Genomic DNA, 26834 nt, shown 5'->3' on the forward strand with positions numbered 1-26834 from the left:
ACAAGGCCGCCGCGCTGCATCGAGAACCATCGTGCCCCCTTCGTCAGAACGCTTCACCCCCGCCTTCGGCCTCGGCAATCCGCACCTGCAAACCTTGTGGGGACCGCTGTGGCGCAAAACCGTACATATCGAGCGTGAACGCGAACGCCTGTGGCTTGAGGACGGCGACTTCCTCGATCTCGACTGGCACGGTCCGCACACCGCCGATGCGCCCCTGGTGTTGGTACTGCACGGCCTGACCGGTTCCTCCAATTCGCCTTACGTCGCCGGCATCCAGAAGGCGCTGGCCGATCAAGGCTGGGCCAGTGTTGCGCTGAACTGGCGCGGTTGTTCGGGCGAGCCGAATCTGCTGCCGCGCAGTTATCATTCCGGCGCCAGCGAAGACCTCGCCGAAACCATCAGACACCTGCGCGCCAAGCGACCGTTGGCACCGCTGTATGCCGTTGGCTATTCGTTGGGCGGCAATGTGTTGCTCAAACATCTTGGGGAAACCGGCAGCGCCAGCGGTGTGCTAGGTGCCGTGGCGGTGTCAGTGCCGTTTCGCCTCGATCAATGCGCCGACCGCATCGGCCAGGGATTTTCCAAGGTCTATCAAGCGCACTTCATGCGCGAGATGGTCGCCTACATCAAGAACAAGCAGCGACAGTTTCAGCATGACGGCCGCGAAGACGGACTCGCCGCACTGGCGGCTCTCGGTTCGCTGGAGAACATGCGCACCTTCTGGGATTTCGATGGCCGGGTGACCGCGCCGTTGCACGGTTTCAATGATGCCGAGGATTACTATCGTCGCGCCTCAAGCCGCTATTTCCTCGGTGAGATCCGCACGCCGACGCTGATCATTCAGGCGGCGGACGATCCGTTCGTGTTCCCGCACAGCTTGCCGCAGGCCAGTGAGCTGTCGCCGTCGACCGCCTTCGAATTGCAGGCACGCGGCGGGCACGTCGGCTTCGTCGATGGCTCGCTGCGCCAGCCCGGTTATTACCTGGAACGACGTATACCGCAGTGGCTGGCTCGCGTGCCCGCATGAGCGATCAGGGCGAGTCGATCCATTTCTGGCAAACCGCGCCACTGGCCGGGGTCGAGTTGTTGTCGGCGCGCTACATCGAGCATCGTTTCGCCCCGCATGTGCACGACGGATTCGTGATCGGCATGATCATGGCCGGCGCCCAGCGTTATCGCTATCGCGGCGCCGAACATTTGGCCGGCAGCGGCACGCTGGTGTTGATCAATCCGGACGAATTGCACACCGGGCACAAAGGCACCGAGGACGGCTGGCTGTATCGGGCGTTTTATCCCGATACGGCGCAAATCGTTTCGCTGCTGGATGAGCTGGAACTGTCCACCACGAGTCTGCCGGCGTTTGGCGCCACGCTGTATCGCGATGCGGATCTGGTCAACGGCTTTGCGCAATTGCATCGTTTGCTCGAAAGCCCGGCCACCGCGCTGCAACAGCAGACGGTGTGGCGCGAGATGATGTTGCTGCTGTTGCAGCGCCATGCGGCAGTGCCGGTGCCGGGTCGAGCCGGCAAGGAACACCGCGCGGTGCTGCTGGGCAAGGAATTGTTGCACGCGCAATTGGCGGCGCCACCGTCACTGGAAGAGCTGGCGGCGGCGGTCAATCTGTCGCCCTTCCATTTCGCCCGGGTGTTCCGCCGCGCCACCGGCATGCCGCCGCACACCTGGCTGATGCAGCAACGCATCGCCCAGGCTCGCGCACTTCTGCAACACGGCTGCCTGCCGGTGGAGGTTGCCACGCAATTGGGGTTTGCCGACCAGAGCCATTTGAGCCGGCAGTTCAAGCAGGCTTATGGCGTCGGCCCCGCCGCGTACCGCAGCGCCCGACAATTTCCTTCAGAAAACGAATAACCAATGTGGGAGCGAGCCTGCTCGCGAAAGCGGTTGTTCATTCAACATTAATGTCGACTGATCCGACGCCTTCGCGAGCAGGCTCGCTCCCACGGGTATTGATTATTCGCCGGTGGCGATACCGCGCGAAGGCTCGTTGATCCACTCGCTCCACGATCCGGCATACAACGACGCCAACGGATAACCCGCCAGGCACAACGCAAACAGGTTGTGACACGCCGTCACGCCGGAACCGCAATAGGCAACCAGATCCGCTGGCGAACGCTCACCGATCTTGGCGGCAAAACGCTGTTTGAGCTGATCCGCCGGCAGGAATCGCCCATCGCTGCCGAGGTTGTCGGTGAACGCCGCGCATTGCGCGCCGGGAATGTGCCCGGCAATCGGATCAATCGGCTCAACTTCACCCTTGAACCGCGGCAAAGCCCGAGCATCAATCAAGGTCAACGCAGGTTGGCCAAGACGCTTTTGCAATTTTTCGGCGCTTAGCAGCAGGCTCATATCCGGCTGACCACTGAAAGTGCCGCGACTGACCGTCGGCGCATCCAGGCTCAGCGGCAACCCCGCCGCATGCCACGCCTTGAGCCCGCCATCGAGAATGAACACGCCATCGCGCTTGCCCAGCCACGCCAGCAACCACCACGCCCGCGCCGCGTAGGCACCGGGACCGTCGTCGTACAAAACCACGTCGCTGTCATTGTTGATGCCCCACGCCTGTAGCCGCTCGATCAGCTCTGCCGGCTCGGGCAACGGATGACGGCCAGTCACGCCTTTGACCACTGTGCCGCTGAGGTCACGCTCAAGATCGGCGAAGCTCGCCCCGGCTATGTGCCCTTCGGCATAGCTGCGTTGCCCGTAGTCCGGGTCTTCGAGAGCAAAACGACAATCGAGAATCACCAGCCCCGGCTGCGCCTTGCGGGCATCCAGTGCTTCGGGGCTGATCAGTTGCGCAATCGGCATAACGGGCTCCTGGGGGATTTCAACAGAACGGTTTATTTCACGTCTTCGAGGGCCTGGGCCAGCGGCACGTAGAACTCCTCGAACAACGCATTGACCTCGTCACGCGCCTGCTCGGTGACAAACCCGGCCTCCAGCACCAGCACCTGATACACGCCACGTTTAATGGCCTGCTCACTGAGGTGGTTGGAGTTTTCGCGGGTGGTGCACAGGAAGCGCACCCAGGACGTCAGGATGATCCAGGCATTGAGGGTCAGGGATTCGATCTGCACGCGATCCATGTCGAGAATCCCGGCGGCGACAAAACCTTCGTAGATCGCCGCGCCCTGGATCACGCAGCGCTGGGAAAAGCGCCGATAGCGCGCGGCCAGTTCCGGATCGCTGTCGAGCAGATGCTCCAGATCGCGGTGCAGAAAACGGTAGCGCCACATCGCCGAAAGCAATTCCTTGAGATAGAAACGCTTGTCCTCGACGGTCGCCGCACGCCCCTGCGGCGGGCGCAGAAAACTGTCGACGAGGCTTTCGTACTCACTGAACAACACGGCGATGATCGCCTGCTTGTTGGGGAAGTGGTAGTACAGGTTGCCCGGAGAAATCTCCATGTGGGCAGCGATGTGATTGGTGCTGATGCTGCGCTCGCCCTGCTGATTGAACAGCTCAAGGCTGTTCAGCACGATACGCTCGCTGGTTTTTATTCGTGGGGCCATGGCTTGAGCTTTAATTCAGAGTGCGTTGGGGGGCATCTTACGACCTAACCGGAAATGGATAAAACACTGCTGTGCAAGGAAGTCATTTGACTTTCTAGAGCATAGACTCTAAAAAGTTCATCACTACAATAAATCCGGAGCAGGCCATGACTGCCGACATTGCCTACCTGCAAACGCTGCAACAACCTCTGGCCGAGCTGGAGCGGTTGTTCAAGGCGCAGCGGGCTGCGTATGCCGCCAATCCGATGCCGCCCGCCGCCCAGCGCCAGCAATGGCTCAAGGCACTGAGTGATTTGCTCAGCAACGAGCGTCAGGCATTGATCAAGGCGATCAGCTCCGATTTCAGCCATCGCAGCGCCGATGAAACCCTGCTCGCCGAGCTGATGCCAAGCCTGCACGGCATTCATTACGCCAGCCGGCATCTCAAAGGCTGGATGAAAGCCTCGCGACGCAAGGTTGGCATGGCGTTCCAGCCGGCCTCGGCGAAAGTGGTGTATCAGCCATTGGGCGTGGTTGGCGTCATCGTGCCGTGGAATTACCCGTTGTATCTGGCGGTTGGCCCGCTGGTCGGCGCCTTGGCGGCGGGCAACCGGGTGATGCTCAAACTCAGCGAATCGACCCCGGCCACCGGCTTGTTGCTCAAAGAATTGCTGGCGCGAATCTTCCCCGAAGACCTGGTCTGCGTGGTGCTCGGTGAGGCCGACATCGGCGTGGCGTTCTCCCGTTTGCGCTTCGATCACTTGCTGTTCACCGGCGCCACCAGCATCGGCAAACACGTGATGCGCGCCGCCGCCGAAAACCTCACCCCGGTGACGCTGGAGCTGGGCGGCAAGTCGCCGGCCATCGTCTCCCGCGATGTGCCGCTCAAGGATGCTGCCGAGCGCATCGCCTTCGGTAAAACCCTCAACGCCGGCCAGACCTGCGTTGCCCCGGATTACGTGCTGGTGCCGGAAGATCGGGTCGGCGCTTTCGTCGAAGCCTATCGCCAGGCTGTGCAGGGTTTTTATCCGACACTCATCGACAATCCGGACTACACGGCGATCATCAACGAACGCCAATTGGCGCGACTCAACGGCTACGTCAGCGACGCGACCAGCAAGGGTGCGCTGTTGATTCCGTTGTTCGAACAGGCTCAGGGCCGGCGCATGCCGCACAGCGTGCTGCTGAATGTCAGCGACGAGATGACCGTGATGCAGGACGAAATCTTCGGCCCGTTGCTGCCGATCGTGCCGTATCAGGATCTGGAGCAGGCATTTGCTTACATCAATCAGCGGCCACGTCCTCTGGCTCTTTACTACTTTGGCTACGACAAACGCGAACAGAACCGGGTGCTACACGAAACTCATTCCGGCGGTGTGTGCCTGAACGACACCTTGCTGCATGTGGCTCAGGACGATATGCCGTTCGGTGGCATCGGCGCTTCGGGCATGGGCCACTACCACGGTCAAGAAGGCTTTCTGACCTTCAGCAAAGCCAAGGGCGTGTTGATCAAACAACGCTTCAACGCGGCCAGACTGATTTACCCGCCCTACGGCACATCGATTCAGAAACTGATCCAGAAGCTGTTCATTCGCTAAACCTTTGTCATCGCCGGGTAATAAAAACAATGCACCCAAGCCTGACCGAAACACCTGCACTGTCGCGCCGTAGCCTGCTGAAATTCAGCCTCGGCGCCACGGCGTTTCTCGCCACCGCCGGACTCGGCGCCAGCCTCAGCGGCTGTTCGTCGAGCGTCGCGGCCAACGGTTTTGTCTCGTTGCGCGACGCCGATCTGCTGTTTCTGCGCGCACTGATTCCGGTGATGCTCCATGGCGCTGTGGCGGCCGAGAAGATGCCAGGCGCTGTGGAAGGCACGCTCAAGTCGCTGGACGACAGCCTCGATCACCTGTCGCCGGAAATGCTCAAACTCACCCGGCAACTGTTCGACGTCCTCGGCATGGCGGTGACACGCGGGCCACTCACGGGAATCTGGGGCAGTTGGGAAAATGCCAGCCCCGAGGCGATGCGGCATTTTCTTGATCGCTGGGAGAACAGCTCGTTGAGCCTGCTGCGCATGGGGCATAGCTCGTTGCAGCAGATGGTGATGATGGCCTGGTATACCCGCGCAGAATCGTGGGCGCATTGCGGTTATCCCGGCCCGCCTACTGTTTGAGATTAGCGGCGCGGCCTTCGCGAGCAGGCTCGCTCCCACAGGGGAATGCATTTCAAATGTGGGAGCGAGCCTGCTCGCGAAGAGGTCGGCCGCCACACCGCCGCATCCAAAAATAATAAAGAGAACCTGATCGATGCCCGTACCCGACCCGTTCCGCGAAGGCCTCGCCCGAGGCTGGAAAACCTACAACGGCGCACAGCTGAGCGACGACCTGACCCTGGAGGCCGACGTGGCCATCATTGGCAGCGGCGCCGGTGGCGGCACCACCGCGGAAATCCTCAGCGCCGCCGGCTACAAAGTCCTGCTGATCGAAGAAGGCCCACTGAAAACCAGCTCCGATTTCAAAATGCTTGAAGACCAGGCCTACAGCAGCCTCTATCAGGAAGGCATCGGCCGCATGAGCAAGGACGGCGCAATCACCATCCTGCAAGGACGCGCGGTCGGCGGCACCACGCTGATCAACTGGACATCGAGCTTTCGCACCCCGGAGCCGACACTCGAACACTGGGCCAAGGAACACAACGTCAAAGGTCACAGCCCCGCCGAGATGGCGCCGTGGTTCGAGAAAATGGAACAACGCCTCGGCGTCGCCCCGTGGATGGTCCCGCCCAACGCCAACAACGATGTGATCCGCAAAGGCTGCGAGCACCTCGGTTACAGCTGGCACGTGATCCCGCGCAATGTGCGCGGCTGCTGGAATCTCGGTTACTGCGGCATGGGCTGCCCGACCAACGCCAAGCAATCGATGATGGTCACCACCATACCGGCGACGCTGGAAAAGGGCGGCGAACTGCTTTATCTGGCCCGCGCGGAGAAACTGCTGATCAGCGGCGACAAGGTCACCGGCCTGCAATGCGTGGCGATGGATGAGCGCTGTGTTGAACCGACAGGGCGCAAGATCAGTGTCAAGGCGCGGCATTACGTATTGGCCGGCGGTGGTATCAACAGCCCGGCGCTGTTGCTGCGCTCGGACGCGCCGGATCCGCACGAAAACCTGGGAAAACGCACCTTCCTGCACCCGGTGAACATGTCCGCCGCGCGCTTCGATGAAGTCATCAACCCTTTCTACGGGGCGCCGCAGTCGATCTATTCCGACCATTTCCAATGGAAGGACGGCACCACCGGGCCGATGGCCTTCAAACTTGAAGTACCGCCGCTGCACCCGGCACTGGCGGCCACCCTGCTCGGCGGCTTTGGCGAGGAAAGCGCGCAACACATGGCGGACCTGCCGCACACCCACGCCATGTTGGCCCTGCTGCGTGATGGCTTTCACCCGGACAGCACCGGTGGCGCAGTCGAATTACGTGGCGATGGTTCGCCGGTGCTCGACTATCAGGTTTCGCCCTACGCCTGGGAAGGCCTGCGCCGGGCCTTTCAAATCATGGCCGAAATCCAGTTCGCCGGCGGCGCAAAATCGGTGATGCCGATGCACGCCGACGCCCGTTACGTGAAAACCCTGGCCGAGGCACGCACGCTTATCGATGGTTTGAGCCTGGAGTTGTATCGCACACGACTTGGCAGCGCTCACGTCATGGGCGGTTGCGCGATGGGCGAAGACCCGAAAAGCGCGGTCACCGACAGTCTCGGCCGGCATCATCAACTGACTAATCTGTCGATTCACGACGGCTCACTGTTCCCCACCAGCATCGGCGCCAACCCGCAGCTGTCGGTGTATGGCCTGACCGCACAACTGGCGACGTCCCTCGCCGATCGGCTGAGAAACCCGTGAAAAAACCGATTATTCGCATCGTCTATAGTGCTTTCTTACCCAACAGGCGACTTGGCCGACCGGGACGGCTGCGATACCATCCGACTCCCCAACGGACTCCCGCCAGGACGACGCGATGAACCGAGTGTTGTACCCAGGTACCTTCGACCCTATTACCAAGGGCCATGGCGATCTGGTCGAACGCGCCTCGCGCCTGTTCGATCACGTGATTATCGCGGTCGCTGCCAGCCCGAAGAAAAACCCGCTGTTCCCGCTGGAACAACGGGTCGAACTGGCTCGCGAGGTCACCAAACACCTGCCTAACGTGGAAGTGGTCGGTTTCTCGACGCTGCTCGCGCATTTCGCCAAAGAGCAGAACGCCAATGTGTTCCTGCGTGGTCTGCGCGCGGTGTCGGACTTCGAATACGAATTCCAGCTGGCCAACATGAACCGCCAGTTGGCCCCGGATGTGGAGAGCCTGTTTCTCACACCGTCCGAGCGTTATTCGTTCATTTCCTCGACGCTGGTGCGGGAAATTGCCGCGCTGGGCGGCGATATCAGCAAGTTCGTCCACCCGGCCGTGGCTGACGCGCTGACCCTGCGCTTTAAAAAGTAGGAGCTGCCGCAGGCTCGGGCTGCGATCAGACGATCTTTGTTTTTTGATCGCAGCTATCAGTGCCCTTGATCGCAGCCGCGTGCACTGCGCTCGCCAATGCGGCACAATTGCGCGCATTGGTTTATAGCGCCCGGGCCTGCCGCCCCGGCTGGAGTTAGCATGTCCCTGATCATCACCGACGATTGCATCAACTGCGACGTCTGCGAACCCGAGTGCCCGAACGCCGCCATTTCCCAAGGCGAAGAGATCTATGTGATCGACCCGAACCTGTGCACCCAGTGCGTCGGCCACTACGACGAACCGCAATGCCAGCAGGTTTGCCCGGTGGATTGCATTCCGCTGGACGAGGCGCATCCGGAGACTGAAGAACAGTTGATGGACAAGTACCGCCTGATCACTGGCAAGGCCTGATTTTTCAGCGCCTGTACCGACGCCATCGCGAGCAGGCTCACTCCTACATTGGAACGCATTTCAATTGTAGGAGTGAGCCTGCTCGCGATGAGGCCGCCAGCCTCACAGTTAAACCCTGATCAGCTTACTCACGCTGCTCAAACCCCTCCCCGATACACCCCAGACACCGCACAAACGCCGCTTTCGCCGGATCCACCACCAACGCCTGCCCCGCATCGCCAATCCCGCCGCCCAGCGCGGTAAACGGCAACGACACGACAAACGCCCCCGCACCGATCACCGTCGCCACCACCAATAAAGGTCGGGCAATCAGCAAATCGCCAAGCATGGCGTAGGCCGGGGGATTCTGGATGGTGTAACGCGGGTCACCGCTGCCATTTTCCGCGGCCTGAACAGCCAGACTGGAACACAGCAGCAGCGCAACAAAGAGGACTTGCAAGGACTTCATGGCACGATCCTTCGGGCTTAACAGTGAGACAACTCACTATAGACCGTAGGACCTTTTCAGCTTTTTGCCTCAGCTCTGGCAGCGCGGGCAGAACACACTGGCACGCTGGCCCAGCTTCACTTCACGCAGCCCGGTGCCACAGACCTTGCAGTGTTCTCCACCGCGGCCATAGACAAACAGCTCCTGCTGGAAATACCCCGGCTGCCCGTCACCACCAATAAAATCACGCAACGTTGTACCGCCACGCTCGATGGCGGCGGCAAGAATGCGTTTGATCTCGATCGCCAGCTTCAGGTATCGCCCCCGGGAAATCCCCCCCGCCTCGCGGCGCGGATCAATCCCGGCAGCAAACAGCGCTTCGGTCGCATAGATATTGCCGACCCCGACCACCACCGCGTTGTCCATGATGAACGGTTTGACCGCCATGGATCGCCCGCGCGACAGCTGAAACAAGCGCTCGCCATCGAACAGATCAGTCAGCGGCTCCGGGCCGAGGCGAATCAGCAGCTCATGATTGAGTGGATCATTGCTCCACAACATCGCGCCGAAACGCCGCGGGTCGGTGTAGCGCAGCGCCAGTCCCGACTCCAGCTCGATATCGACGTGTTCGTGTTTGAGCGCCGGCAACCCGACCTCGACCAGACGCAAATTGCCCGACATGCCCAAATGGCTGATCAGCGTGCCAACCTCGGCGTTGATCAACAGATACTTGGCACGACGTTCGACCAGCACAATGCGCTGCCCCGAGAGGCGCACATCGAGATCCTCGGGAATCGGCCAGCGCAACCGCCGGTCACGCACGATCACCCGACTGACACGCTGGCCTTCCAGATGCGGAGCGATGCCGCGGCGGGTGGTTTCGACTTCTGGCAGTTCAGGCATGGCGTCCTCGAATCAATGCGCGCCGAGGTCGCGGATCGTTTGTTTGAGGGTTTCGAAGTCGTAATCCGACAGTCCTACATAGTCGAGTACCAGCGGGCCGACGGCGCTCCATTCGAAATCTTCGGTCTGGTTGCCCAGTACCCGATACGAAGCGCAAATGTGTTCGGCCATTTTCAGGATCGCCAGCAGGTTTTTCAGCTGACTGTTGCGCGACGATTCATCGCTGAAGATCGCCAGGGCGTTGTGGTGATTGGCGATGGCCGCACTGACGTGTTCCGGCAGGCGCCACGACTTGGCGGTGTAGTAACCGACCACCGCGTGGTTGGTGTTGAACTCGCTGTTCTCGGTGTCGACCACCCGACATTCGGCGCTGGCATTGGCGTAGGCGGTTTCCAGCACCGACATGTAGTTAGGGAAGCGCTGCAGCATCAACGGCACGCCGCAATCGTGGAACAGGCCCAAGGCATACGCCTCGTCGCCGGCCTGAGTGCCGACGCGTTTGGCCAGCGTCAGGCACGTCATCGCCACATCCTGGGCGGTATCCCAGAAGCGGTTGAGCGTGACGATGGTGTCATCGTTCATCTCGCCCTTGATCGACTGCGCGTTGATCAGGTTGATGATCGAACGACTGCCCAGCAGGTTCACCGCGCGTTGAATCGAGGTGATCTTGTTGCTCAGGCCGTAATACGGCGAATTGACGATTTTCAGCAGCGAGCCGGACAGGCCGGGATCCTGGGCGATCAGCTTGGCGATCACCTCCAGGTCCGGGTCGGGCATGTACTGCTCCATTTGCAGATCCACCATGATCTGCGGTTGCGCCGGCACACTGATGCCTTGCAGCGATTGTTGAATCTGTTCGGTGGTCAGCTCTTGGGACATAAGTACACACTCTGGGACAGGCGGCGATTCTAACCTCTAAAAACCGCGAGACGACACACCAGTGGGCAATTGTCAGGAACTTTCATTCAGGCCACGGCTTCGGAATCTGTAATGCCCAACGGATCACTCCGATCCTTTGCGGCGGCAAACTCCCACAGACTCAGGAGCTTATCGATGGCCACTTCCCTCAACGGCAAGCGCGTCGCTTTTTTGGTAACCGATGGTTTCGAACAGGTTGAATTGACAGGTCCCAAGCAAGCGTTGGAGCAAGCTGGCGCGCAGGTCGACATCCTTTCGGCAGAGGCCGGCAAGGTCAAAGGCTGGAATCACGACAAGCCGGCGGATGATTTCAAGGTCGATCAGACCTTCCAGAGCGCCAGCAGCGAACAGTACGACGCGATCGTCCTGCCGGGCGGCGTGCAGAACTCCGACACCATTCGCATCGACCAGGACGCCCAGCATCTGGTCAAGACTGGCGCGTCTGCCGGAAAACCGATTGCAGTGATCTGCCATGGCGGCTGGTTGTTGATCTCGGCGGGGCTGGTCAACGGCAAAACCATGACCAGTTACAAGACGCTCAAGGATGACCTGGTAAATGCCGGGGCCAATTGGGTCGACAAGGAAGTGGTCAAGGACGGTCACCTGATCAGCAGCCGTCAGCCGGATGATATTCCGGCGTTCAACAAAGAGCTGATCGACGCACTGTTGACGTAGCATTGGGGACCGCATTCGCGAGCAGGCTCGCTCCCACATTGGTCTTGTGTCGGTCACAAGCCCTTTGTGGGAGCGAGCCTGCTCGCGAAGGGGCCATCAGCGTTTCATCGCTCATCAAACCCGACACAAGTCGCAACACGCTATACTCCCGCTCTTTTTTCCGGAGCGACGTCATGTCCCTGCCTAGCTTGCGCCTCAAAGCCAACGCCGACCGTCGCCTGCGCGCCGGTCACCTGTGGGTCTACAGCAACGAAATCGATGTAGCCGCCACCCCTTTGCACGGCTTCCAGGCCGGCGATCAAGCCATCCTCGAAGCTGCCGGCGGCAAACCGCTGGGCATCGTGGCGATGAGCCCGAACAACCTGATCTGCGCTCGCCTGCTGTCGCGCGACATCAAGGTGCAACTGGACAAATCGCTGCTGGTGCACCGCCTGAACGTGGCCCTGTCGCTGCGCGAGCGCCTGTTCGACAAGCCTTTCTATCGTCTGGTCTACGGCGATTCCGACCTGCTGCCAGGCTTGGTCGTCGACCGTTTCGGCGACATCCTCGTCGTCCAGATCGCTTCGGCCACCATGGAAGCGCATAAAGATGACGTGATCGCCGCGCTGACCCAAGTGCTCAAGCCAAGCGGCATCCTGTTCAAGAACGACTCCGCCGCGCGCGACGCCGAAGGCCTCAACCGCTACGTCGAAACCGTGTTCGGCCTGGTGCCGGAGTGGGTCGCGCTGGAAGAGAACGGCGTAAAATTCGAAGCCCCGGTCATTCAGGGCCAGAAAACCGGCTGGTTCTACGACCACCGCATGAACCGCGCCCGCCTGGCCCCTTACGCCAAAGGCAAACGCGTCCTTGACCTCTATAGCTACATTGGTGGTTGGGGCGTACAGGCTGCCGCATTCGGCGCCAGCGAAGTGTTCTGCGTCGATGCCTCGGCTTTCGCCCTCGATGGCGTTGAGCGCAACGCTGCACTGAACGGCTTCGCCGACAAGATGACCTGCATCGAAGGCGACGTTTTCGAAGCGCTGAAAGAATTGAAAGCCAGCGAAGAACGCTTCGACGTGATCGTTGCCGATCCGCCGGCGTTCATCAAACGCAAGAAAGACATGAAAAACGGCGAAGGCGCCTACCGCCGCCTGAACGAGCAAGCCATGCGCCTGCTCAACAAGGACGGCATCCTGGTTAGCGCATCATGCTCGATGCACCTGCCGGAAGATGACCTGCAGAACATCCTGCTGACCAGCGCCCGTCACCTGGATCGCAACATCCAGTTGCTCGAGCGTGGCGGTCAGGGCCCGGATCACCCCGTGCACCCGGCCATCGCCGAAACGCGCTACATCAAGAGCATCACCTGCCGCCTGCTGCCCAACAGCTGATACACGCGGATAAGAGGGGAGCCAGCAGGCTCCCTTTTTTTTGCACGCGGCCCTGCCTCTTCGTTATTCCCCAACACTTCCTACAATTATTTTCGCGTTAACGTGCAGGATATTTCCTTACGTCTTTTAATTGCTGAAACTTTCCCTACAAGTTTATTTCCGACTAAAGACTGCTCCGACAAAATTACTGGAAATTTCCTACCTAATATCCTCTTGCCAATAATCCATTACAAACTATTATGAAGTTGTCGCCACGAGGTGACTTCAACTATCAACGAACAAGGAGTTCACATCATGAAAAGTATTTCTCTGGAAAGTAAAAAAATCGCAAACCTGGCTTTTCTGGTTGCGTCCAAAGCCCGTTAAGTGAGTCAGGACGCCGGGGAGTGCCGGCAACCCGGCGTCCTTTTGACTTTATCCAGAGTGAATCGACCCACATGCACATCAATCCTTATCTATTTATATTGCCGCGTTCGCCCGGACAAATTGTATGGAACTATAAAAACCATACTCAACACGAGCTCGACCTGAACTACGCCTCTCGCCTCGCCCAACTAATAAACAAGCCAGACCTCTTCGACACCGACAACATAATAGACATACAACTATTAAACGCGGACATACTAACCGTTTCAAAAATAGACACTCCAGAATGGGGCTGGGACGAACTGTCAAAGATTTATCATATCGGCACGCAAAATATTCCCTGTGAACATATTCCCCAGAACATCCATGAGTGGGCCAGACAATATCTGGCGCACTGCAACGAGGTATTGGCCACTCCACCTCCCGCAAACGACTGCCCGCCGCTTGAACCTGAGCAACGCATTGCCCTGCCTGCTCCGTGCGCGTTGGGTAATGACAGCCTGAAAAGTGCACTGCTAAAGCGAAAAACCTGTCGCAGCTACACCGGTGCAGCGATGACGCTCAATGACGTCGGCACTCTGCTCTATCTTTCTCTCGGCTATCTGCACGAACGCGAACAGGATTGCGACGACAGCATCGCCACAGGCCTTGGTGCTCGTCGAAGCAGCCCTTCCGGTGGAGGCCTGAACGCCTGCGAAGGCTTCTTGCTGGCCCGGAATGTTGTTGACCTGGAGCCCGGCATTTATGCCTACCATCCGGTCGATCATTCCCTGAGCCGGGTCAATTCGTTGCCTGAACCCGCCCTGGGCCAATTGCTCGGCGGCCAACACTTCATCAACAACCTGCCACTGGGGTTGTTCATCACCGCCCGTTTTGACCGGCTCTGGTGGAAATATGAACACTCGCGGGCCTATCGCATGGCCTTCGTTGAAGCCGGCCACCTGTCGCAAACCTTTCAACTGGTCGCCACGGCACTGGGCCTCAACACCTGGCTGACCGGGGCATTTGCCGACCGTCAGGTCGAAGCACTCCTCAATCTCGAGGGTAGCGCTGAACAACCACTGTTTTTTGTTGGCTGCGGAGAAAGCGATGGACAGGTGATGTGCAGTGAGATGCGCGAACTGTTGCGCGAGGGGCAGGCATGAGCCAGTCAATTGCGGACCCGGATGAAGCGCCAGTGTCATGGGCACTCAAATTCACCTTGGGCGATTGGGCGAGCCGTGCTTCCGTGCGCAGCAGTACCCATGATTATCAATTGCCCGACGATGTGCCGCAGCAGCTGCAAACCCGCCACTGGTTTCCACCTGCGTTTCTGCCCTACCTGGCACATCCGGTCATTCAAGCCGCCGGGCGTGATGTGCTGCACCGGCTGTCAGCCAACCATCTGGTGCACTTTCTCGATTACACCACGCTGCTGGAACACCGCATCGTCAATCGTGCCGTGGAAGTCATCGTGCACCGTGAACTGCCCATCTACGTGCCTCTGGCAATGAAACACGCGGCGCTGCAGCTCTACACCGACGAGGGTTACCACGCACTGTTCTCCAATCGACTCGCTGAGCAGATCGCCAGCTTTTACGGGATCACCGGACGTCCGGCGATTCCAAAGCGCATCACCCGCCTTAACGCATTGATCGCTCGCACACCGGAGAAGAATCGACCACTGGCATGGTTTCTGCTCGGTTTCGTCTCGGAGACCATCATCGCCCGGGAGCTGCTGGACGTCTGTCGCGACAGCCTGGTGTCCAGCGTAAGCGACATGCTGCGCGACCACCTGACTGATGAAGCCCGCCACAGTCGTTACTTCGCCGAGGCGTTCCATTACTTCTGGCTGTCCATGAACAGCCGCCAGCGCCTGTTTGTCAGCAAAACACTGCTGGAGATCATCGGGATTTTTTTCGAGGTCGACGAACACTGGCTGCAACAGAGTTTGCGAGGAGCAGGCATTGTCGACAGCGATGTGAGGGACATTATCGGCGGCATGGCAACGGCGCACGCCAATCGTGCACGCGCACGATCAGGCTCCATTGCAACGCTGGACGCACTGCGCAAGGCCGGTTTTTTCGCACTTCCTCATAACCAGAAACTTTTTGCCAAGGCAGGACTGATCGATGGATAAAGGAAAATCCGTGGTAACCACAACGCAGCGCCGCGCTGCTGTCAGCCTGTTGCTGGCCATGGTGCTGCTGGGCGTGTTTCCACTGGATGTCCTGCTGCCTTCATTTCCAGCATTGGCGGCACACTTTCGCAGCTCACCGGCGGATATCGCACTGTCCATCAGCCTGTTCGCCGTGGGGATCGCATTTGCCCAGCTCCTGATCGGCCCGCTCTCGGACGTGATCGGGCGCAAAGGCTTGTTACTCGCCGGCATGAGCGTGTCGATGCTGGGAGCGCTCGGTTGCGTCATGACCTCCGATTACACGCTATTCCTTGTATTCCGGGTGATGCAGGCCTTGGGCTGTGGCTGCTTCGTGCTGTCCCAGGCGCTGGTACAGGATCTGTTCGAAGGCGAGGAGCGCGACCGTTTGCGTATCCTGATGGTCACGGCTACCGGGATTTTCATCTCGGTGTCGCCGCTGGCCGGGACCTTTCTGCAAGCCACACTCGGCTGGCGCGGCAGCTTCTGGGTGTTTACTGCGTTGTCCGCCATGGTGCTGATCAAGGCCTGGCTGTTTTTGCACAACAGCCGTCCAACCTACAATGCTGCGCGACTCGGTTTCATCCAGTCGTACCGACGGGTACTGGGGGATTTCGAATTTGTCGGCTACTGGCTGATCTCGGCGTTTGCATTTGCCTGCCACTTCTCGTTCATCGTTATTTCGCCGCTGATCTTCATGGATCAACTGCAACTCGCGCCTTATGACTTTTCATTGATTCTGCTGGTTTACGGTGCTGCCTATGTTGTCGGCGGCATCCTCGCGGCCGTATTGAATCGACGCATTACACCGGTTCAGCAAATCTTCGCCGGACTGAGCCTGATACTGCTGTCGGGAATGGCGATGCTATACCTGTCGGCCAACCATGCATTGGCCCCGGCCACCGTGCTGATCCCGATGCTGATCTGCACCGCGGGCACCACCATTGCACGACCCGCCGCCACCTCGCGGGCCATGGGCCTGTTTCCTGAAAACGCCGGGACTTCGGCCTCGGCGGGCAGCACGATCATCTTTATTTGTGGCGGACTTATCAGCGCGTTGATCAGCCTCAGCCCGGTCAATCTGCAATCAACGCTGGGCTACAGTTTTGTGCTGCTGAGCACGATAGCGCTGGTACTCAACAACAAGCTCAGCCGTCGCGCCAGAGAGCATGAAGCCAATGCCGCAGTGCAGTCCGGTGGTGATTAAACCTGCCGGCCGTCATTCCATATACACCGTCTGCGCTGGAACAACGCTTTGCGCCATTCCCTCCAGACGCCAGCGGTGTAGAATCGGCTGATTCATCGCCATTCATCCCCCGGCGGGTTTATGAGCTCAGGCTGAGACCAGCGGCGATCCCGCAACGTCATCGGCAACATCACGGACACACGGCCATTTCTGAGTGTTCCAGACGTCAATAGAAGCTCACTCCCCTTTTGCACCTGATTAGTAAGTGATTAGCCGCCCGGAGTGCTCCATGCCAGATTACCGCTCGAAAACATCCACCCACGGCCGCAACATGGCCGGTGCCCGCGCACTGTGGCGCGCCACGGGGATGAAAGATGACGACTTCAAAAAGCCGATCATCGCCATTGCCAACTCGTTCACCCAGTTCGTACCGGGCCACGTGCACCTGAAGGATCTGGGCCAACTGGTCGCCCGCGAAATCGAACGCGCCGGCGGTGTAGCGAAAGAATTCAACACCATCGCCGTGGATGACGGCATTGCCATGGGCCACGACGGCATGCTCTATTCGCTGCCGAGCCGCGAAATCATCGCCGACTCCGTCGAGTACATGGTCAACGCCCACTGTGCTGACGCCATTGTCTGCATCTCCAACTGCGACAAGATCACCCCGGGCATGTTGATGGCTGCCTTGCGCCTGAACATTCCGGTGATCTTCGTTTCCGGCGGCCCGATGGAAGCCGGCAAGACCAAACTCGCGTCCCACGGCCTCGACCTTGTCGACGCCATGGTGATCGCCGCCGACGAAAGCGCTTCTGACGAGAAAGTCGCTGAGTACGAGCGCAGCGCCTGCCCGACCTGCGGTTCGTGCTCCGGCATGTTCACCGCCAACTCGATGAACTGCCTGACCGAAGCACTGGGTCTGGCACTGCCGGGCAACGGTTCGACCCTCGCCACCCACAGCGATCGCGAACAACTGTTCCTGCAGGCCGGCCGTACCATCGTCGAACTGTGCAAACGCTACTACGGCGAGAACGACGAATCGGTGCTGCCGCGCAACATCGCCAACTTCAAAGCGTTCGAGAACGCGATGATGCTCGACATCGCCATGGGCGGTTCGACCAACACCATCCTGCACTTGCTCGCTGCTGCCCAAGAGGCGGAAATCGATTTCGACCTGCGCGACATCGATCGTCTTTCGCGCACTGTTCCGCAACTGTGCAAAGTTGCGCCGAACATCCAGAAGTACCACATGGAAGACGTACACCGCGCCGGCGGCATCTTCAGCATCCTCGGTTCGCTGGCCCGTGGCGGCTTGCTGCACACCGACCTGCCGACCGTGCACAGCCGCAGCATGGAAGAAGCCATCGCCAAGTGGGACATCACCCAGACCACCGATGAAGCGGTGCATCACTTCTTCAAGGCCGGCCCTGCCGGTATCCCGACGCAGACGGCGTTCAGCCAGTCGACCCGTTGGGAAACCCTCGATGACGACCGTGAAAACGGCTGTATCCGCAGTTTCGAACACGCCTATTCGCAAGAAGGTGGCCTGGCCGTGCTGTACGGCAACATCGCGCTCGATGGCTGCGTGGTGAAAACCGCCGGTGTCGACGAATCGATCCACGTCTTCGAAGGCAACGCGAAGATCTTTGAAAGCCAGGACAGCGCCGTACGCGGCATCCTCGCTGACGAAGTGAAGGCTGGCGACATCGTCATCATTCGCTACGAAGGCCCGAAAGGCGGCCCGGGCATGCAGGAAATGCTCTACCCGACTTCGTACCTGAAATCCAAAGGCCTGGGCAAAGCCTGTGCGCTGCTCACCGACGGTCGTTTCTCCGGCGGTACTTCGGGTCTGTCCATCGGCCACGCTTCGCCAGAAGCCGCCGCCGGGGGCGCGATCGGTCTGGTGCAGGACGGCGACAAAGTGCTGATCGACATTCCGAACCGCTCGATCAACCTGTTGGTCAGCGACGAAGAACTGGCCGCACGCCGTGCTGAGCAGGACAAGAAGGGCTGGAAACCTGTAGAAGTGCGTCCACGTAAAGTGACCACCGCCCTCAAGGCCTACGCCCTGCTGGCGACCAGTGCCGACAAAGGTGCTGTGCGTAACAAAGCGATGCTCGACGGGCTGTAAGCCTTAAGCGTCGAATAAAAGAATGCCCCGCCTGAGTGCGGGGCATTTTTGTGTCTGAGCGAAATCCCAAAGTCACAGCAGATCAAACTGTGGGAGCGAGCCTGCTCGCGAATACGGTATATCAGAAACAGAGATGGTGACTGACACTACGCTTTCGCGAGCAGGCTCGCTCCCACATTGGATCGGTGTGGCTTACTGAATTTCCTCAGGTTTGACGATCACCCAGTTCTTGTCCGCCGTCACCGGCAACCCTTCTTTCGCCTGCGCCGCTGCATGCTTGGCCATCATGCCGTTGATCTGCGTCATGTACTTGTCCTTGCGGTTAACCCACAAGTGAATCCCGCCCTTGGCCACGTCGACATCGTGGAACAGCATGTAACCATCGCTGGTCGGGGTATCGCCGCCAACCAGTACCGGTTTTTTCCATTCATCGATGTAGGTGAGAATCGCCGCGTGCTTGCCGGCCATCCACGTCGCCGGCGTCCACAGGTACGGCGTCAGCTCAAGGCCGAGGTTGGCCTTCTCGTCATATTTGCCGGCGGTGATCTGTTTGCGTGCGGTGGTCAGTTCGTTGGTTTCGCGGTTCTTCAGCAGCGTGGTTACGCCGATGACGTTCTGCGGTTTGACGTTGTAGCCGTACTTCGGATCCGCCGCGACCATGCGCACCAGCTCTTCAGAGGCGGCGGTCATCACGTAGACCTCGATGCCGTTCTCCATCAGCTTGTTGTACAGCTCCTGCTGGCCGGTGAAGATCTTCGGCGGATTGACGTCGAGTTTCTTCACCACATCGCCTTCGTAATAAGTCGCCGGCACCGGTTTGCCTGAAGCCATCAGCTCATCGACGTAGCCTTTGAGTTCCTTGAGGGTGAAACCGGAGAACACCTGCGCCACCCACGGGTAGCAGACCATGTCGTCGACTTCGCAGAGGCGATAGTAGTAACTGAACAGGCTTTCCTTGTGCTCGGCAGTGTCCTTGAACGGCATCAGTTTCAGGGAAGGATCGAGTTTGTCGCGGGTGATCAGGCCCTTGTTTTCCATGAACGGCAACAACGACTCTTCGAGGTCGTAGCGGTAACTGGTGTTGTCCATGTCGAACACCGCGTAGTTACCCTTGTTGGCGTTGGCCGCGATCATCGCGTCCAGCGCCTTGGCCTGATCGGCCGGCCAGTGTTTCAGGTCAGTAGCGAACGCCTGAGTAGCCAGGCCCATGCCCACCGTCAGTGCGACAGCCAGAAATTTCGGTGCGAACTTCATAAGCCTCTTCTCCCTGATTCAAAGAGATCGACGCTAACAAATATGTGTGACAGTCCTCGTCTGTCAGCGACCGCCCGCGTCCCTATTGCGCCAGATGCATTGCCGAGAGCGACACGGGCTTATTCCAAAAACGACGGACGCCCTAAGATTTCGGTATTAAATCATTGCAAATCAAGCTGTTAGGCTTGCCGGTTCGCAGCAGCCCCGGAAGGCTGTTGGCAAAGTCTTTCTGGAGTTCTCATGAATCTACCGTTGATTCTCAACCTGCTGGTGTTCCTCGCCCTGCTCTTCGGTCTGGCGCAAACCCGCCACACCACGTGGAGTCTGGCGAAAAAAGTCCTGCTCGCGCTGGCGATGGGCGTCGCGTTCGGCGTGGCCCTGCACACCCTTTACGGTGCCGGCAACCCGGTGCTGAAAGCCTCGATCGGCTGGTTCGATCTGGTCGGCAACGGCTACGTACAGTTGCTGCAAATGATCGTTATCCCGCTGGTGTTCGCCTCGATCCTCAGCGCCGTAGCACGCCTGCACAACGCCTCGTCGCTGGGCAAGATCAGCTTCCTGACCATCGGCACCCTGCTGTTCACCACCGCGATTGCCGCGCTGATAGGCATCGGCCTGACCAACCTGTTCGGCCTCACTGCCGAAGGTCTGGTCGCTGGCACTCAGGAAATGGCTCGTCTGCAAACCATTCAGACTGACTACGCCGGCAAAGTTGCCGACCTGAATGTGCCGCAACTGCTGCTGTCGTTCATCCCGCAAAACCCGTTTGCCGATCTGGCGCGGGCCAAGCCGACCTCGATCATCAGCGTGGTGATTTTCGCTGCGTTCCTGGGAGTCGCCGCACTGCAACTGCTCAAGGATGACGTCGAGAAAGGTCAGAAAGTGATCAACGCCATCGACACCCTGCAAGCCTGGGTGATGCGTCTGGTGCGGCTGGTGATGAAGCTGACCCCGTACGGCGTGCTGGCGCTGATGACCAAAGTGGTCGCCGGTTCCAACCTGCAGGACATCATCAAGCTCGGCAGTTTTGTCGTGGTGTCGTACCTCGGCCTGGGCCTGATGTTCGTCGTGCACGGCGTACTGGTGTCGGCCGCCGGGATCAACCCGCTGCGTTTCTTCCGCAAGATCTGGCCGGTGCTGACGTTCGCGTTCACCAGCCGCTCTAGCGCGGCGAGCATTCCGCTGAGCATTGAAGCGCAAACCCGTCGTCTGGGGATTCCGCAGTCGGTGGCGAGTTTTGCGGCATCGTTCGGTGCGACCATCGGCCAGAACGGTTGTGCCGGTCTGTACCCGGCGATGTTGGCAGTGATGGTTGCGCCGACCGTGGGCATCAACCCGCTGGATCCGCTGTGGATCGCGACGCTGGTGGCGATTGTGACCTTGAGTTCGGCGGGTGTGGCCGGTGTGGGTGGCGGCGCGACGTTCGCGGCGCTGATCGTGCTGCCGGCGATGGGTTTGCCGGTGTCACTGGTGGCGTTGCTGATTTCGGTTGAGCCGCTGATTGATATGGGCCGCACGGCGTTGAACGTGAGTGGTTCGATTACGGCCGGTGCGATTACCAGTCAGGTGATGCAGCAGACGGATAAAGAGCTGCTGGATGCCGATGAGCATGCGGAGTTGGCTCAGGCTTAAGTAGCGCCTGACAGACCGCTATCGCGAGCAGGCTCACTCCTACAATTGGAATGCGTTCCCCCCTGTAAGAGTGAGCCTGCTCGCGATGCTTTTAGGCTTTTTCCCAAACCTCAAAGCTGTACGCGGGTTTGTCGCCCTCAGCCGGATTCGGCACATTCGACACCAGCTTCCACTGGTGCAAATCAAACTCAGGAAACCACGCATCCCCCTCCGGGCTCAACGCCACGCGAGTCAGATACAGACGATCCGCCTGCTCCAGCCCTTGCGCATACAGCTGCGCGCCGCCAATCAGCATCAGCTCATCGACGCCCTGGGCTTTCGCCCACTCTTCGGCGCGAACCACGGCAGCTTCCAGCGACGGATAAACCTCGGCACCTTCGAGCACCAGATCGGCCTGACGGCTGACCACGATGTTCAAGCGCCCCGGCAACGGTCGACCGAGCGAATCCCAGGTCTTGCGACCCATGATGATCGGCTTGCCCAAGGTGGTGGCCTTGAAGTATTTGAAGTCCCCCGGCAGGTGCCAGGGCATGCTGTTGTCGACGCCGATCACGCGGTTTTCACCGAGGGCTGCGATCAGGCTGAGGGGGAGTGATTTAGTCATGCCGGCGAGGATACCAGAGCCGCGCTTACCCCGATAAGCGCCACAGCGGTTATGCTCAGCGCTCAATTAAGCGACGGGACGCTGCGTGACTGAACTGACTCCACTGCAAAACCTCTGGCTCACCGAAACCGTGCGCCTGCGCGAAGAACACGCAGGCCCATTGGATGATCTGGAAGCCAATCGTCTGGCCCGCACCGCCGGCGGTGATCTGCCGAGCCGCATTCAGCGCCGGGCGCTCTGGCTGGCCGAGCGCGACGGGCTGACCAATGCTCTGAAACACTGGCTGCAAGGCGCGCGTCTGGCGTTGCTGCTGATGGCGCTGCTGGCCTGCGTCACCGGGGCGGGCATGGCATTTTCTGCGCTCGGCGACGGTACGCGAGCGGTAAACATTTTCTGGGCGCTGGGCACGTTGCTCGGGGTCAATCTGATCCTGCTGCTGAGCTGGGCATTCGGCCTGCTATTCGCTGGCGAACACGCGGCAGCGCTTGGCAGATTGTGGCTGTGGCTCAGCGAGAAATTTGCCCGGGACGCCAAAGCCGCGCAATTACCCCCCGCATTACTGGTCCTGCTGCAACGCCACAAACTCAATCGCTGGGCGATTGGCTCGCTGGTCAATGGCCTGTGGTTGCTGATCATGTTCAGCGCGCTGAGCATGCTGATATTGATGATGGCCACCCGGCAATATGACTTCATCTGGGAAAGCACGCTGCTTGGCGCTGACTTCTTCGCGGCACTGACTGATGCGTTGACGGTTATTCCCCATGCGCTGGGCTGGAGTGCGCCGAGCGTGGACATGATTCGCGTAACGCTGGACACCGATTACAACCGCGTCCTGGTTCGCCAGATGTGGGCGATATGGCTGGTCGGCGCGGTGCTGATCTATGGCGTGCTCCCCCGCCTGCTGCTGATGCTGTTCTGCCGTTGGCGCTGGAAACGTGGGCGTGATCGCTTGCGTCTGGAGCTGAACCTGCCCGGCTACGCGCATCTGCGCGAACGTCTGATGCCGACCAGCGAACGCCTTGGCGTCAACGACCCGGAGCCTGCGCAGTTGCATCGCGTCGAAAGCAGCGTCGGCGAACTCGCCAGCGAAGGCGCGTTGCTGGTCGCCATCGAACTCGACGAACAACGTCCATGGCCACCCGCGCTGCCGAAAAACGTCAGTAACGCCGGCATCCTCGACAGCCGCGAATCGCGGCACAAACTCCTCGAACAACTCAGCCGTTTTCCACCGGCACGTCTGGCGATTGCCTGCGACCCACGGCGCTCGCCGGATCGCGGCAGCCTCGCCTTGATCGCCGAACTGGCGCGCAGCGCCGGGGAGACGCGCGTCTGGCTGCTGCAAGCACCGCCGGGCGACGCACTGGACGCCGAACGCCTCGGCGACTGGCACGTTGCGCTGCAACAACTGGAGTTGCCTTTTGCCGATAGCGCGCCGTTGAACTGGTTGGAGACGGGTCATGACTGATGCCTGGAAAGCGCCGCTGAAACTCGCGGTGGTCGGCCACACCAACGTCGGCAAAACCTCGCTGCTGCGCACGCTGACCCGCGACGTGGGTTTTGGCGAAGTGTCCCATCGCCCGAGCACTACCCGGCATGTCGAGGGCGCGCGGTTGTCGGTGGACGGCGAACCGTTGCTCGACCTCTACGACACGCCGGGACTGGAAGATGCCATCGCCCTGCTGGATTTTCTCGAACGCCTGGAACGCCCCGGCGAACGCCTCGATGGCCCGGCGCGGCTGGCGCGGTTCCTCGACGGCAGCGAGGCTCGCCAGCGCTTTGAGCAGGAGGCCAAAGTGCTGCGGCAATTGCTCGCCTCCGACGCCGGTTTATACGTGATCGATGCGCGCGAACCGGTGCTGGCCAAGTACCGCGATGAACTGGAAGTGCTGGCCAGTTGCGGCAAACCGTTGCTGCCGGTGCTGAATTTTGTCAGCAGTGCCAACCATCGCGAGCCGGATTGGCGTGAAGCGTTGGCACGGCTTGGGCTGCATGCACTGGTGCGTTTCGACAGTGTGGCGCCGCCCGAGGATGGCGAGCGGCGGCTGTATGAAAGTCTGGCGCTGCTGCTGGAAAATGCCCGTCCGCAATTGGAACGGTTGATTGCTGATCAACAGGCTCAGCGCCTGGCGCGGCAGCAAAGTGCGGCGCGCTTGATTGCTGAATTGTTGATCGACTGCGCCGCGTGCCGACGCAGTGTGGTCAGCGAGGCGGAGCAGGAGCAGCAAGCCATCAGCGAACTGCGCAAGGCTGTGCGCCAGCGCGAGCAGAAGTGTGTTGAGGCGTTGCTCAAGCTTTACGCGTTCCGACCACAGGATGCCGCGGCGAGTGATTTGCCGTTGCTCGATGGACGCTGGGGTGATGACTTGTTCAACCCGGAAACCCTCAAGCAACTCGGTGTGCGCGTGGGCGGCGGTATTGCTGCCGGTGCAGCGGCGGGGGCTGGTGTGGACTTGCTGGTTGGCGGGATCACCCTCGGCGCGGCGGCGTTGGCGGGGGCGATTGCCGGGGGTGCGCTGCAGACGGCGCGCAGTTATGGCAGTCGCTTGCTCGGCAAGATCAAAGGGCAGCGTGAGCTGACGGTGGATGACGGGGTGTTGCGACTGTTGGCGCTGCGCCAGCGGCAGTTGGTGTTGGCGCTGGATCAGCGTGGGCATGCGGCGATGGACGCGGTTCAGGTGGCGACCCCGCAGGATAAAACCTGGCGTGAGGGCAAGTTGCCGGAAGCGCTGAACAAGGCGCGGGCGCATCCGCAGTGGTCGTCGTTGAATCCGCAGGCGAAGTTGAATCAGGCTGAGCGGCAAGAGCAGATTGAGGGGTTGGTTGATCGGGTGCTTGAGCTTTAGATCGCTACCCCCTCACCCCAGCCCTCTCCCCCAAGGGGTAGAGGGGGAAGGGAGCAGATCTCCAGGCTTTTCAAACCTGAGTTCGGCTGGATATTTCAGGTCGATGTATCACCTGAGAACAACTCCGTAGGCTCCCTCTCCCTCCGGGAGAGGGCTGGGGTGAGGGTTGCAATCACTCAGCCAACAACAAAACCTCAGCCTTACGCTTCAGCACCGCCAAATCCATCACCGGCACCGCCCTCTCCTTGGCCAACTCATCCCACTGGCGCATCCGCAGGCTAACGGCACACAACGGATCCCGCTCAAACACATCCGCCTCCACCTCGGTCATCACCCCACCCTGATACGCCAGCGTTCGCCGGCTCGCCTCACTCAGCCGATCAAAATACCCAGGCTCACGCAGTGTCAGATACCGCTTGGCCTGCACGTGATATTCCACCAGCCGCGCCATACGCTCGCTGAAACCGGCTTCACGCAAATAATCCGCGCCCAGGCGTTCATGGCTGAGCACGCCATAACCGCCCATATTCTCCGCGCCCTCGGCACACAAATGGCCGATGTCATGAAAGAACGCCGCCAACACCACTTCATCGTCAAAGCCCTCAGCCATCGCCAGTTCGGCCGCCTGAGACATATGCTCGATCTGCGACACCGGCTCGCCGATGTAATCGCTGGTGCCGAAGCGCTCATACAACCCGAATACCCGCGCAACGACTTGCTCATGACCTGTCATCAAATTTCCTCCAGCAACTGCGCAACGTTGCGCTCGGCCATCGCCGGGCCGACGCTCATGCCGACGCCGGTGTGCATCAGCGCCACACTCAACCCCGCTGCCGGGCGCAGCAACGAAAACGGCCCCGGTCCTCGAGAACCATAGACGCCCTGCCAGCGCTCGACCACTTGCACCTTGCAGCCCAGCGTCTGCTCGGCCAGCTCGATCATCCAGTTATCCACTTGCTCGGCGTTGAACGGTGAAGGGTCGCTGCCGTAATGGTGCGAGTCGCCGATGATCAGCTCGCCGTACGGTGTCGGGCTGATCAGCAGGTGAATGCCGTTGTCGTGCAGGTGCGGTTGCTCACGCAGGATCTGCGCCTGCACCGCCGCTGCTTCCGGCAGATCGGCGAAGGCGCCGTAGTGCACGCAACTCAAACCGGTGAGCAAGGCGTGTTGCAGATTCAGCTCGGTCGCAGGTTTGGCGCGGAGCATTTGCAGACGGCAGATTTGCGGATCGAGGGCGGCGATCGGCTCGGCGAGCAAGGTCTGATAATCGTGGCCGGAGCAGACGATGATCTGCTTCGCGGTAAAACTGCCGGCGGTGCTGTGCAGGTGCCCCGGCTCGACGTCGCGTACCAGCGTGGAGAAGTGGAACTCGACGCCGAGGTCGCGGCGCAGGTAATCGATCAGCGCCGGGATTGCTTCGCGAGAGTACAGCTGTTGATCGTCGATGCCGTGGAGGGCGGCGCGGTGGTGGCTGAACTGGCCGTGATACAGATCGCGCAAGGCCGCGCCGCGCAGCAACTGGATGTTGTAACCGTGCTCCACGGCGCGACCGTTGCAGAACACTTCCAGCAAGTGTTCTTCAACTTCAGTGCGAGCGAACAGGTACGAGCCGTTACGCTTGATCTGCAAACCGGCGAGCTGCGCCCAGTCGCCCCAGATCTCGCGGCTGGCCTTGGCTAGCTCAAGCATTTGGCCAGGTGGTTGGCCAGTGACCAGCGCCTGGCCGAAGTTGCGCACCGAAGCGCCGAGGGGGGTGGCAGTGCGTTCAAAAACGGCGACTTTTAGGCCGCGTTTGGCGGCAGCATAGGCGTGCGATAAGCCGAGAATGCCGGCACCGACGATGAGCAGGTCTTTGTGTTGTGTCATGAGGCTACCTCAATGATCGTTCCCACGCTCCGCGTGGGAATGCAGCCAAGGACGCTCTGCGTCCATAGTGACGCGGAGCGTCACGGGATTCATTCCCACGCGGAGCGT

General features: G+C 60.2%; 25 protein-coding genes. 16 read left to right on the plus strand and 9 right to left on the minus strand.

Features of this window, described 5'->3' with window-relative positions; genetic code table 11:
- The first annotated feature begins 31 nt into the window (after nt 1–31).
- Together QOM10_RS27670 and QOM10_RS27675 are read left to right on the plus strand one after the other, a co-directional pair.
- Nucleotides 32–1027, plus strand: a complete 996-nt coding sequence (locus QOM10_RS27670) for a hydrolase (protein WP_316917266.1) — start codon at nt 32–34, stop codon at nt 1025–1027.
- A complete protein-coding gene (locus tag QOM10_RS27675) occupies nt 1024–1866 on the plus strand; it encodes an AraC family transcriptional regulator (RefSeq protein WP_150749760.1) in 843 nt (280 codons plus the stop codon). Before QOM10_RS27670 ends, QOM10_RS27675 begins: the two co-directional genes overlap by 4 nt.
- 102 nt (nt 1867–1968) lie before the next feature.
- Here QOM10_RS27675 and QOM10_RS27680 read toward each other — a convergent pair whose 3' ends face one another.
- Nucleotides 1969–2823, minus strand: a complete 855-nt coding sequence (locus tag QOM10_RS27680; RefSeq protein WP_316917267.1) for a sulfurtransferase — start codon at nt 2821–2823, stop codon at nt 1969–1971.
- Nucleotides 2824–2855: 32 nt separating this feature from the next.
- Nucleotides 2856–3527 (minus strand): TetR/AcrR family transcriptional regulator, encoded by a 672-nt coding sequence (locus QOM10_RS27685; RefSeq protein WP_007913599.1) that lies wholly within the window; start codon nt 3525–3527, stop codon nt 2856–2858.
- Nucleotides 3528–3673: 146 nt separating this feature from the next.
- Between QOM10_RS27685 and QOM10_RS27690 the strand changes: the two genes are divergently transcribed.
- The 5 genes from QOM10_RS27690 to QOM10_RS27710 all read left to right on the plus strand — a co-directional run bounded on the left by QOM10_RS27690 (nt 3674) and on the right by QOM10_RS27710 (nt 8414).
- Complete coding sequence (locus QOM10_RS27690) at nt 3674–5104, plus strand: coniferyl aldehyde dehydrogenase (protein WP_127930128.1); 1431 nt, start codon at nt 3674–3676, stop codon at nt 5102–5104.
- Between the two features lie 29 nt (nt 5105–5133).
- Complete coding sequence (locus QOM10_RS27695) at nt 5134–5679, plus strand: twin-arginine translocation pathway signal protein (RefSeq protein WP_150775321.1); 546 nt, start codon at nt 5134–5136, stop codon at nt 5677–5679.
- A 133-nt stretch (nt 5680–5812) separates the two neighbouring features.
- Nucleotides 5813–7408 carry a GMC family oxidoreductase gene (locus QOM10_RS27700; RefSeq protein WP_316917268.1) on the plus strand — a complete coding sequence of 532 codons (1596 nt, stop codon included), beginning with the start codon at nt 5813–5815 and terminating at the stop codon, nt 7406–7408.
- 115 nt (nt 7409–7523) lie between these two features.
- Entirely contained in the window at nt 7524–8003 is a 480-nt protein-coding gene (coaD, locus tag QOM10_RS27705; RefSeq protein ID WP_003229157.1) for a pantetheine-phosphate adenylyltransferase, read from the plus strand.
- Nucleotides 8004–8162: 159 nt separating this feature from the next.
- Nucleotides 8163–8414: a YfhL family 4Fe-4S dicluster ferredoxin gene (locus QOM10_RS27710; protein WP_003234652.1), complete on the plus strand. Its 252-nt coding sequence runs from the start codon at nt 8163–8165 to the stop codon at nt 8412–8414.
- A gap of 124 nt (nt 8415–8538) precedes the next feature.
- On the opposite strand, the gene QOM10_RS27715 is transcribed toward QOM10_RS27710, so the two are convergent.
- The 3 genes from QOM10_RS27715 to QOM10_RS27725 all read right to left on the minus strand — a co-directional run bounded on the left by QOM10_RS27715 (nt 8539) and on the right by QOM10_RS27725 (nt 10569).
- Nucleotides 8539–8862: a multidrug transporter gene (locus tag QOM10_RS27715; RefSeq protein WP_110718043.1), complete on the minus strand. Its 324-nt coding sequence runs from the start codon at nt 8860–8862 to the stop codon at nt 8539–8541.
- A 69-nt stretch (nt 8863–8931) separates the two neighbouring features.
- The gene (gene mutM / locus QOM10_RS27720; protein ID WP_007913582.1) at nt 8932–9744 is read right to left on the minus strand and encodes a bifunctional DNA-formamidopyrimidine glycosylase/DNA-(apurinic or apyrimidinic site) lyase; all 813 of its coding nucleotides are present in this window, start codon (nt 9742–9744) and stop codon (nt 8932–8934) included.
- Nucleotides 9745–9756: 12 nt separating this feature from the next.
- Entirely contained in the window at nt 9757–10569 is an 813-nt protein-coding gene (locus tag QOM10_RS27725) for an HDOD domain-containing protein (protein ID WP_174245144.1), read from the minus strand.
- A 228-nt stretch (nt 10570–10797) separates the two neighbouring features.
- On the opposite strand from QOM10_RS27725, the gene QOM10_RS27730 reads away from it, so the two are divergent.
- From QOM10_RS27730 to ilvD, 6 genes are all read left to right on the plus strand, one after another.
- Nucleotides 10798–11337 carry a type 1 glutamine amidotransferase domain-containing protein gene (locus QOM10_RS27730; RefSeq protein ID WP_150775324.1) on the plus strand — a complete coding sequence of 180 codons (540 nt, stop codon included), beginning with the start codon at nt 10798–10800 and terminating at the stop codon, nt 11335–11337.
- A 173-nt stretch (nt 11338–11510) separates the two neighbouring features.
- Nucleotides 11511–12707, plus strand: a complete 1197-nt coding sequence (locus QOM10_RS27735; RefSeq protein ID WP_016983220.1) for a class I SAM-dependent rRNA methyltransferase — start codon at nt 11511–11513, stop codon at nt 12705–12707.
- A 437-nt stretch (nt 12708–13144) separates the two neighbouring features.
- Complete coding sequence (locus tag QOM10_RS27740; RefSeq protein ID WP_316917269.1) at nt 13145–14218, plus strand: SagB family peptide dehydrogenase; 1074 nt, start codon at nt 13145–13147, stop codon at nt 14216–14218.
- Nucleotides 14215–15192: a diiron oxygenase gene (locus QOM10_RS27745; protein WP_316917270.1), complete on the plus strand. Its 978-nt coding sequence runs from the start codon at nt 14215–14217 to the stop codon at nt 15190–15192. The genes QOM10_RS27740 and QOM10_RS27745 overlap by 4 nt, the downstream gene beginning before the upstream one ends.
- Nucleotides 15185–16417, plus strand: coding sequence for a multidrug effflux MFS transporter (locus QOM10_RS27750; RefSeq protein ID WP_316917271.1), 1233 nt, complete (start codon nt 15185–15187; stop codon nt 16415–16417). The genes QOM10_RS27745 and QOM10_RS27750 overlap by 8 nt, the downstream gene beginning before the upstream one ends.
- Nucleotides 16418–16685: 268 nt before the next feature.
- A complete protein-coding gene (gene ilvD / locus QOM10_RS27755; protein ID WP_077574927.1) occupies nt 16686–18527 on the plus strand; it encodes a dihydroxy-acid dehydratase in 1842 nt (613 codons plus the stop codon).
- A 192-nt stretch (nt 18528–18719) separates the two neighbouring features.
- Here ilvD and QOM10_RS27760 read toward each other — a convergent pair whose 3' ends face one another.
- Nucleotides 18720–19781, minus strand: coding sequence for a haloacid dehalogenase-like hydrolase (locus tag QOM10_RS27760; protein WP_316917272.1), 1062 nt, complete (start codon nt 19779–19781; stop codon nt 18720–18722).
- 240 nt (nt 19782–20021) lie between these two features.
- Between QOM10_RS27760 and QOM10_RS27765 the strand changes: the two genes are divergently transcribed.
- Entirely contained in the window at nt 20022–21413 is a 1392-nt protein-coding gene (locus QOM10_RS27765; protein WP_150749771.1) for an L-cystine transporter, read from the plus strand.
- Between the two features lie 91 nt (nt 21414–21504).
- Here QOM10_RS27765 and QOM10_RS27770 read toward each other — a convergent pair whose 3' ends face one another.
- Nucleotides 21505–22017, minus strand: coding sequence for a dihydrofolate reductase (locus QOM10_RS27770; RefSeq protein WP_150749772.1), 513 nt, complete (start codon nt 22015–22017; stop codon nt 21505–21507).
- 85 nt (nt 22018–22102) lie between these two features.
- Here QOM10_RS27770 and QOM10_RS27775 point away from each other — a divergent pair, with 85 nt between their 5' ends.
- Both QOM10_RS27775 and QOM10_RS27780 read left to right on the plus strand, forming a co-directional pair.
- Complete coding sequence (locus QOM10_RS27775; protein WP_316917273.1) at nt 22103–23482, plus strand: DUF2868 domain-containing protein; 1380 nt, start codon at nt 22103–22105, stop codon at nt 23480–23482.
- Entirely contained in the window at nt 23475–24860 is a 1386-nt protein-coding gene (locus QOM10_RS27780) for a GTPase/DUF3482 domain-containing protein (protein ID WP_160042231.1), read from the plus strand. The genes QOM10_RS27775 and QOM10_RS27780 overlap by 8 nt, the downstream gene beginning before the upstream one ends.
- A gap of 172 nt (nt 24861–25032) precedes the next feature.
- Here QOM10_RS27780 and QOM10_RS27785 read toward each other — a convergent pair whose 3' ends face one another.
- Nucleotides 25033–25593, minus strand: a complete 561-nt coding sequence (locus tag QOM10_RS27785) for a phosphonate degradation HD-domain oxygenase (RefSeq protein ID WP_316917274.1) — start codon at nt 25591–25593, stop codon at nt 25033–25035.
- A complete protein-coding gene (locus tag QOM10_RS27790) occupies nt 25593–26726 on the minus strand; it encodes a TIGR03364 family FAD-dependent oxidoreductase (protein WP_316917275.1) in 1134 nt (377 codons plus the stop codon). The genes QOM10_RS27785 and QOM10_RS27790 overlap by 1 nt, the downstream gene beginning before the upstream one ends.
- Nucleotides 26727–26834 lie beyond the last annotated feature (108 nt).

Origin of the sequence: Pseudomonas sp. P108, from assembly GCF_032613195.1 — a bacterium.
GTDB lineage: Bacteria > Pseudomonadota > Gammaproteobacteria > Pseudomonadales > Pseudomonadaceae > Aquipseudomonas.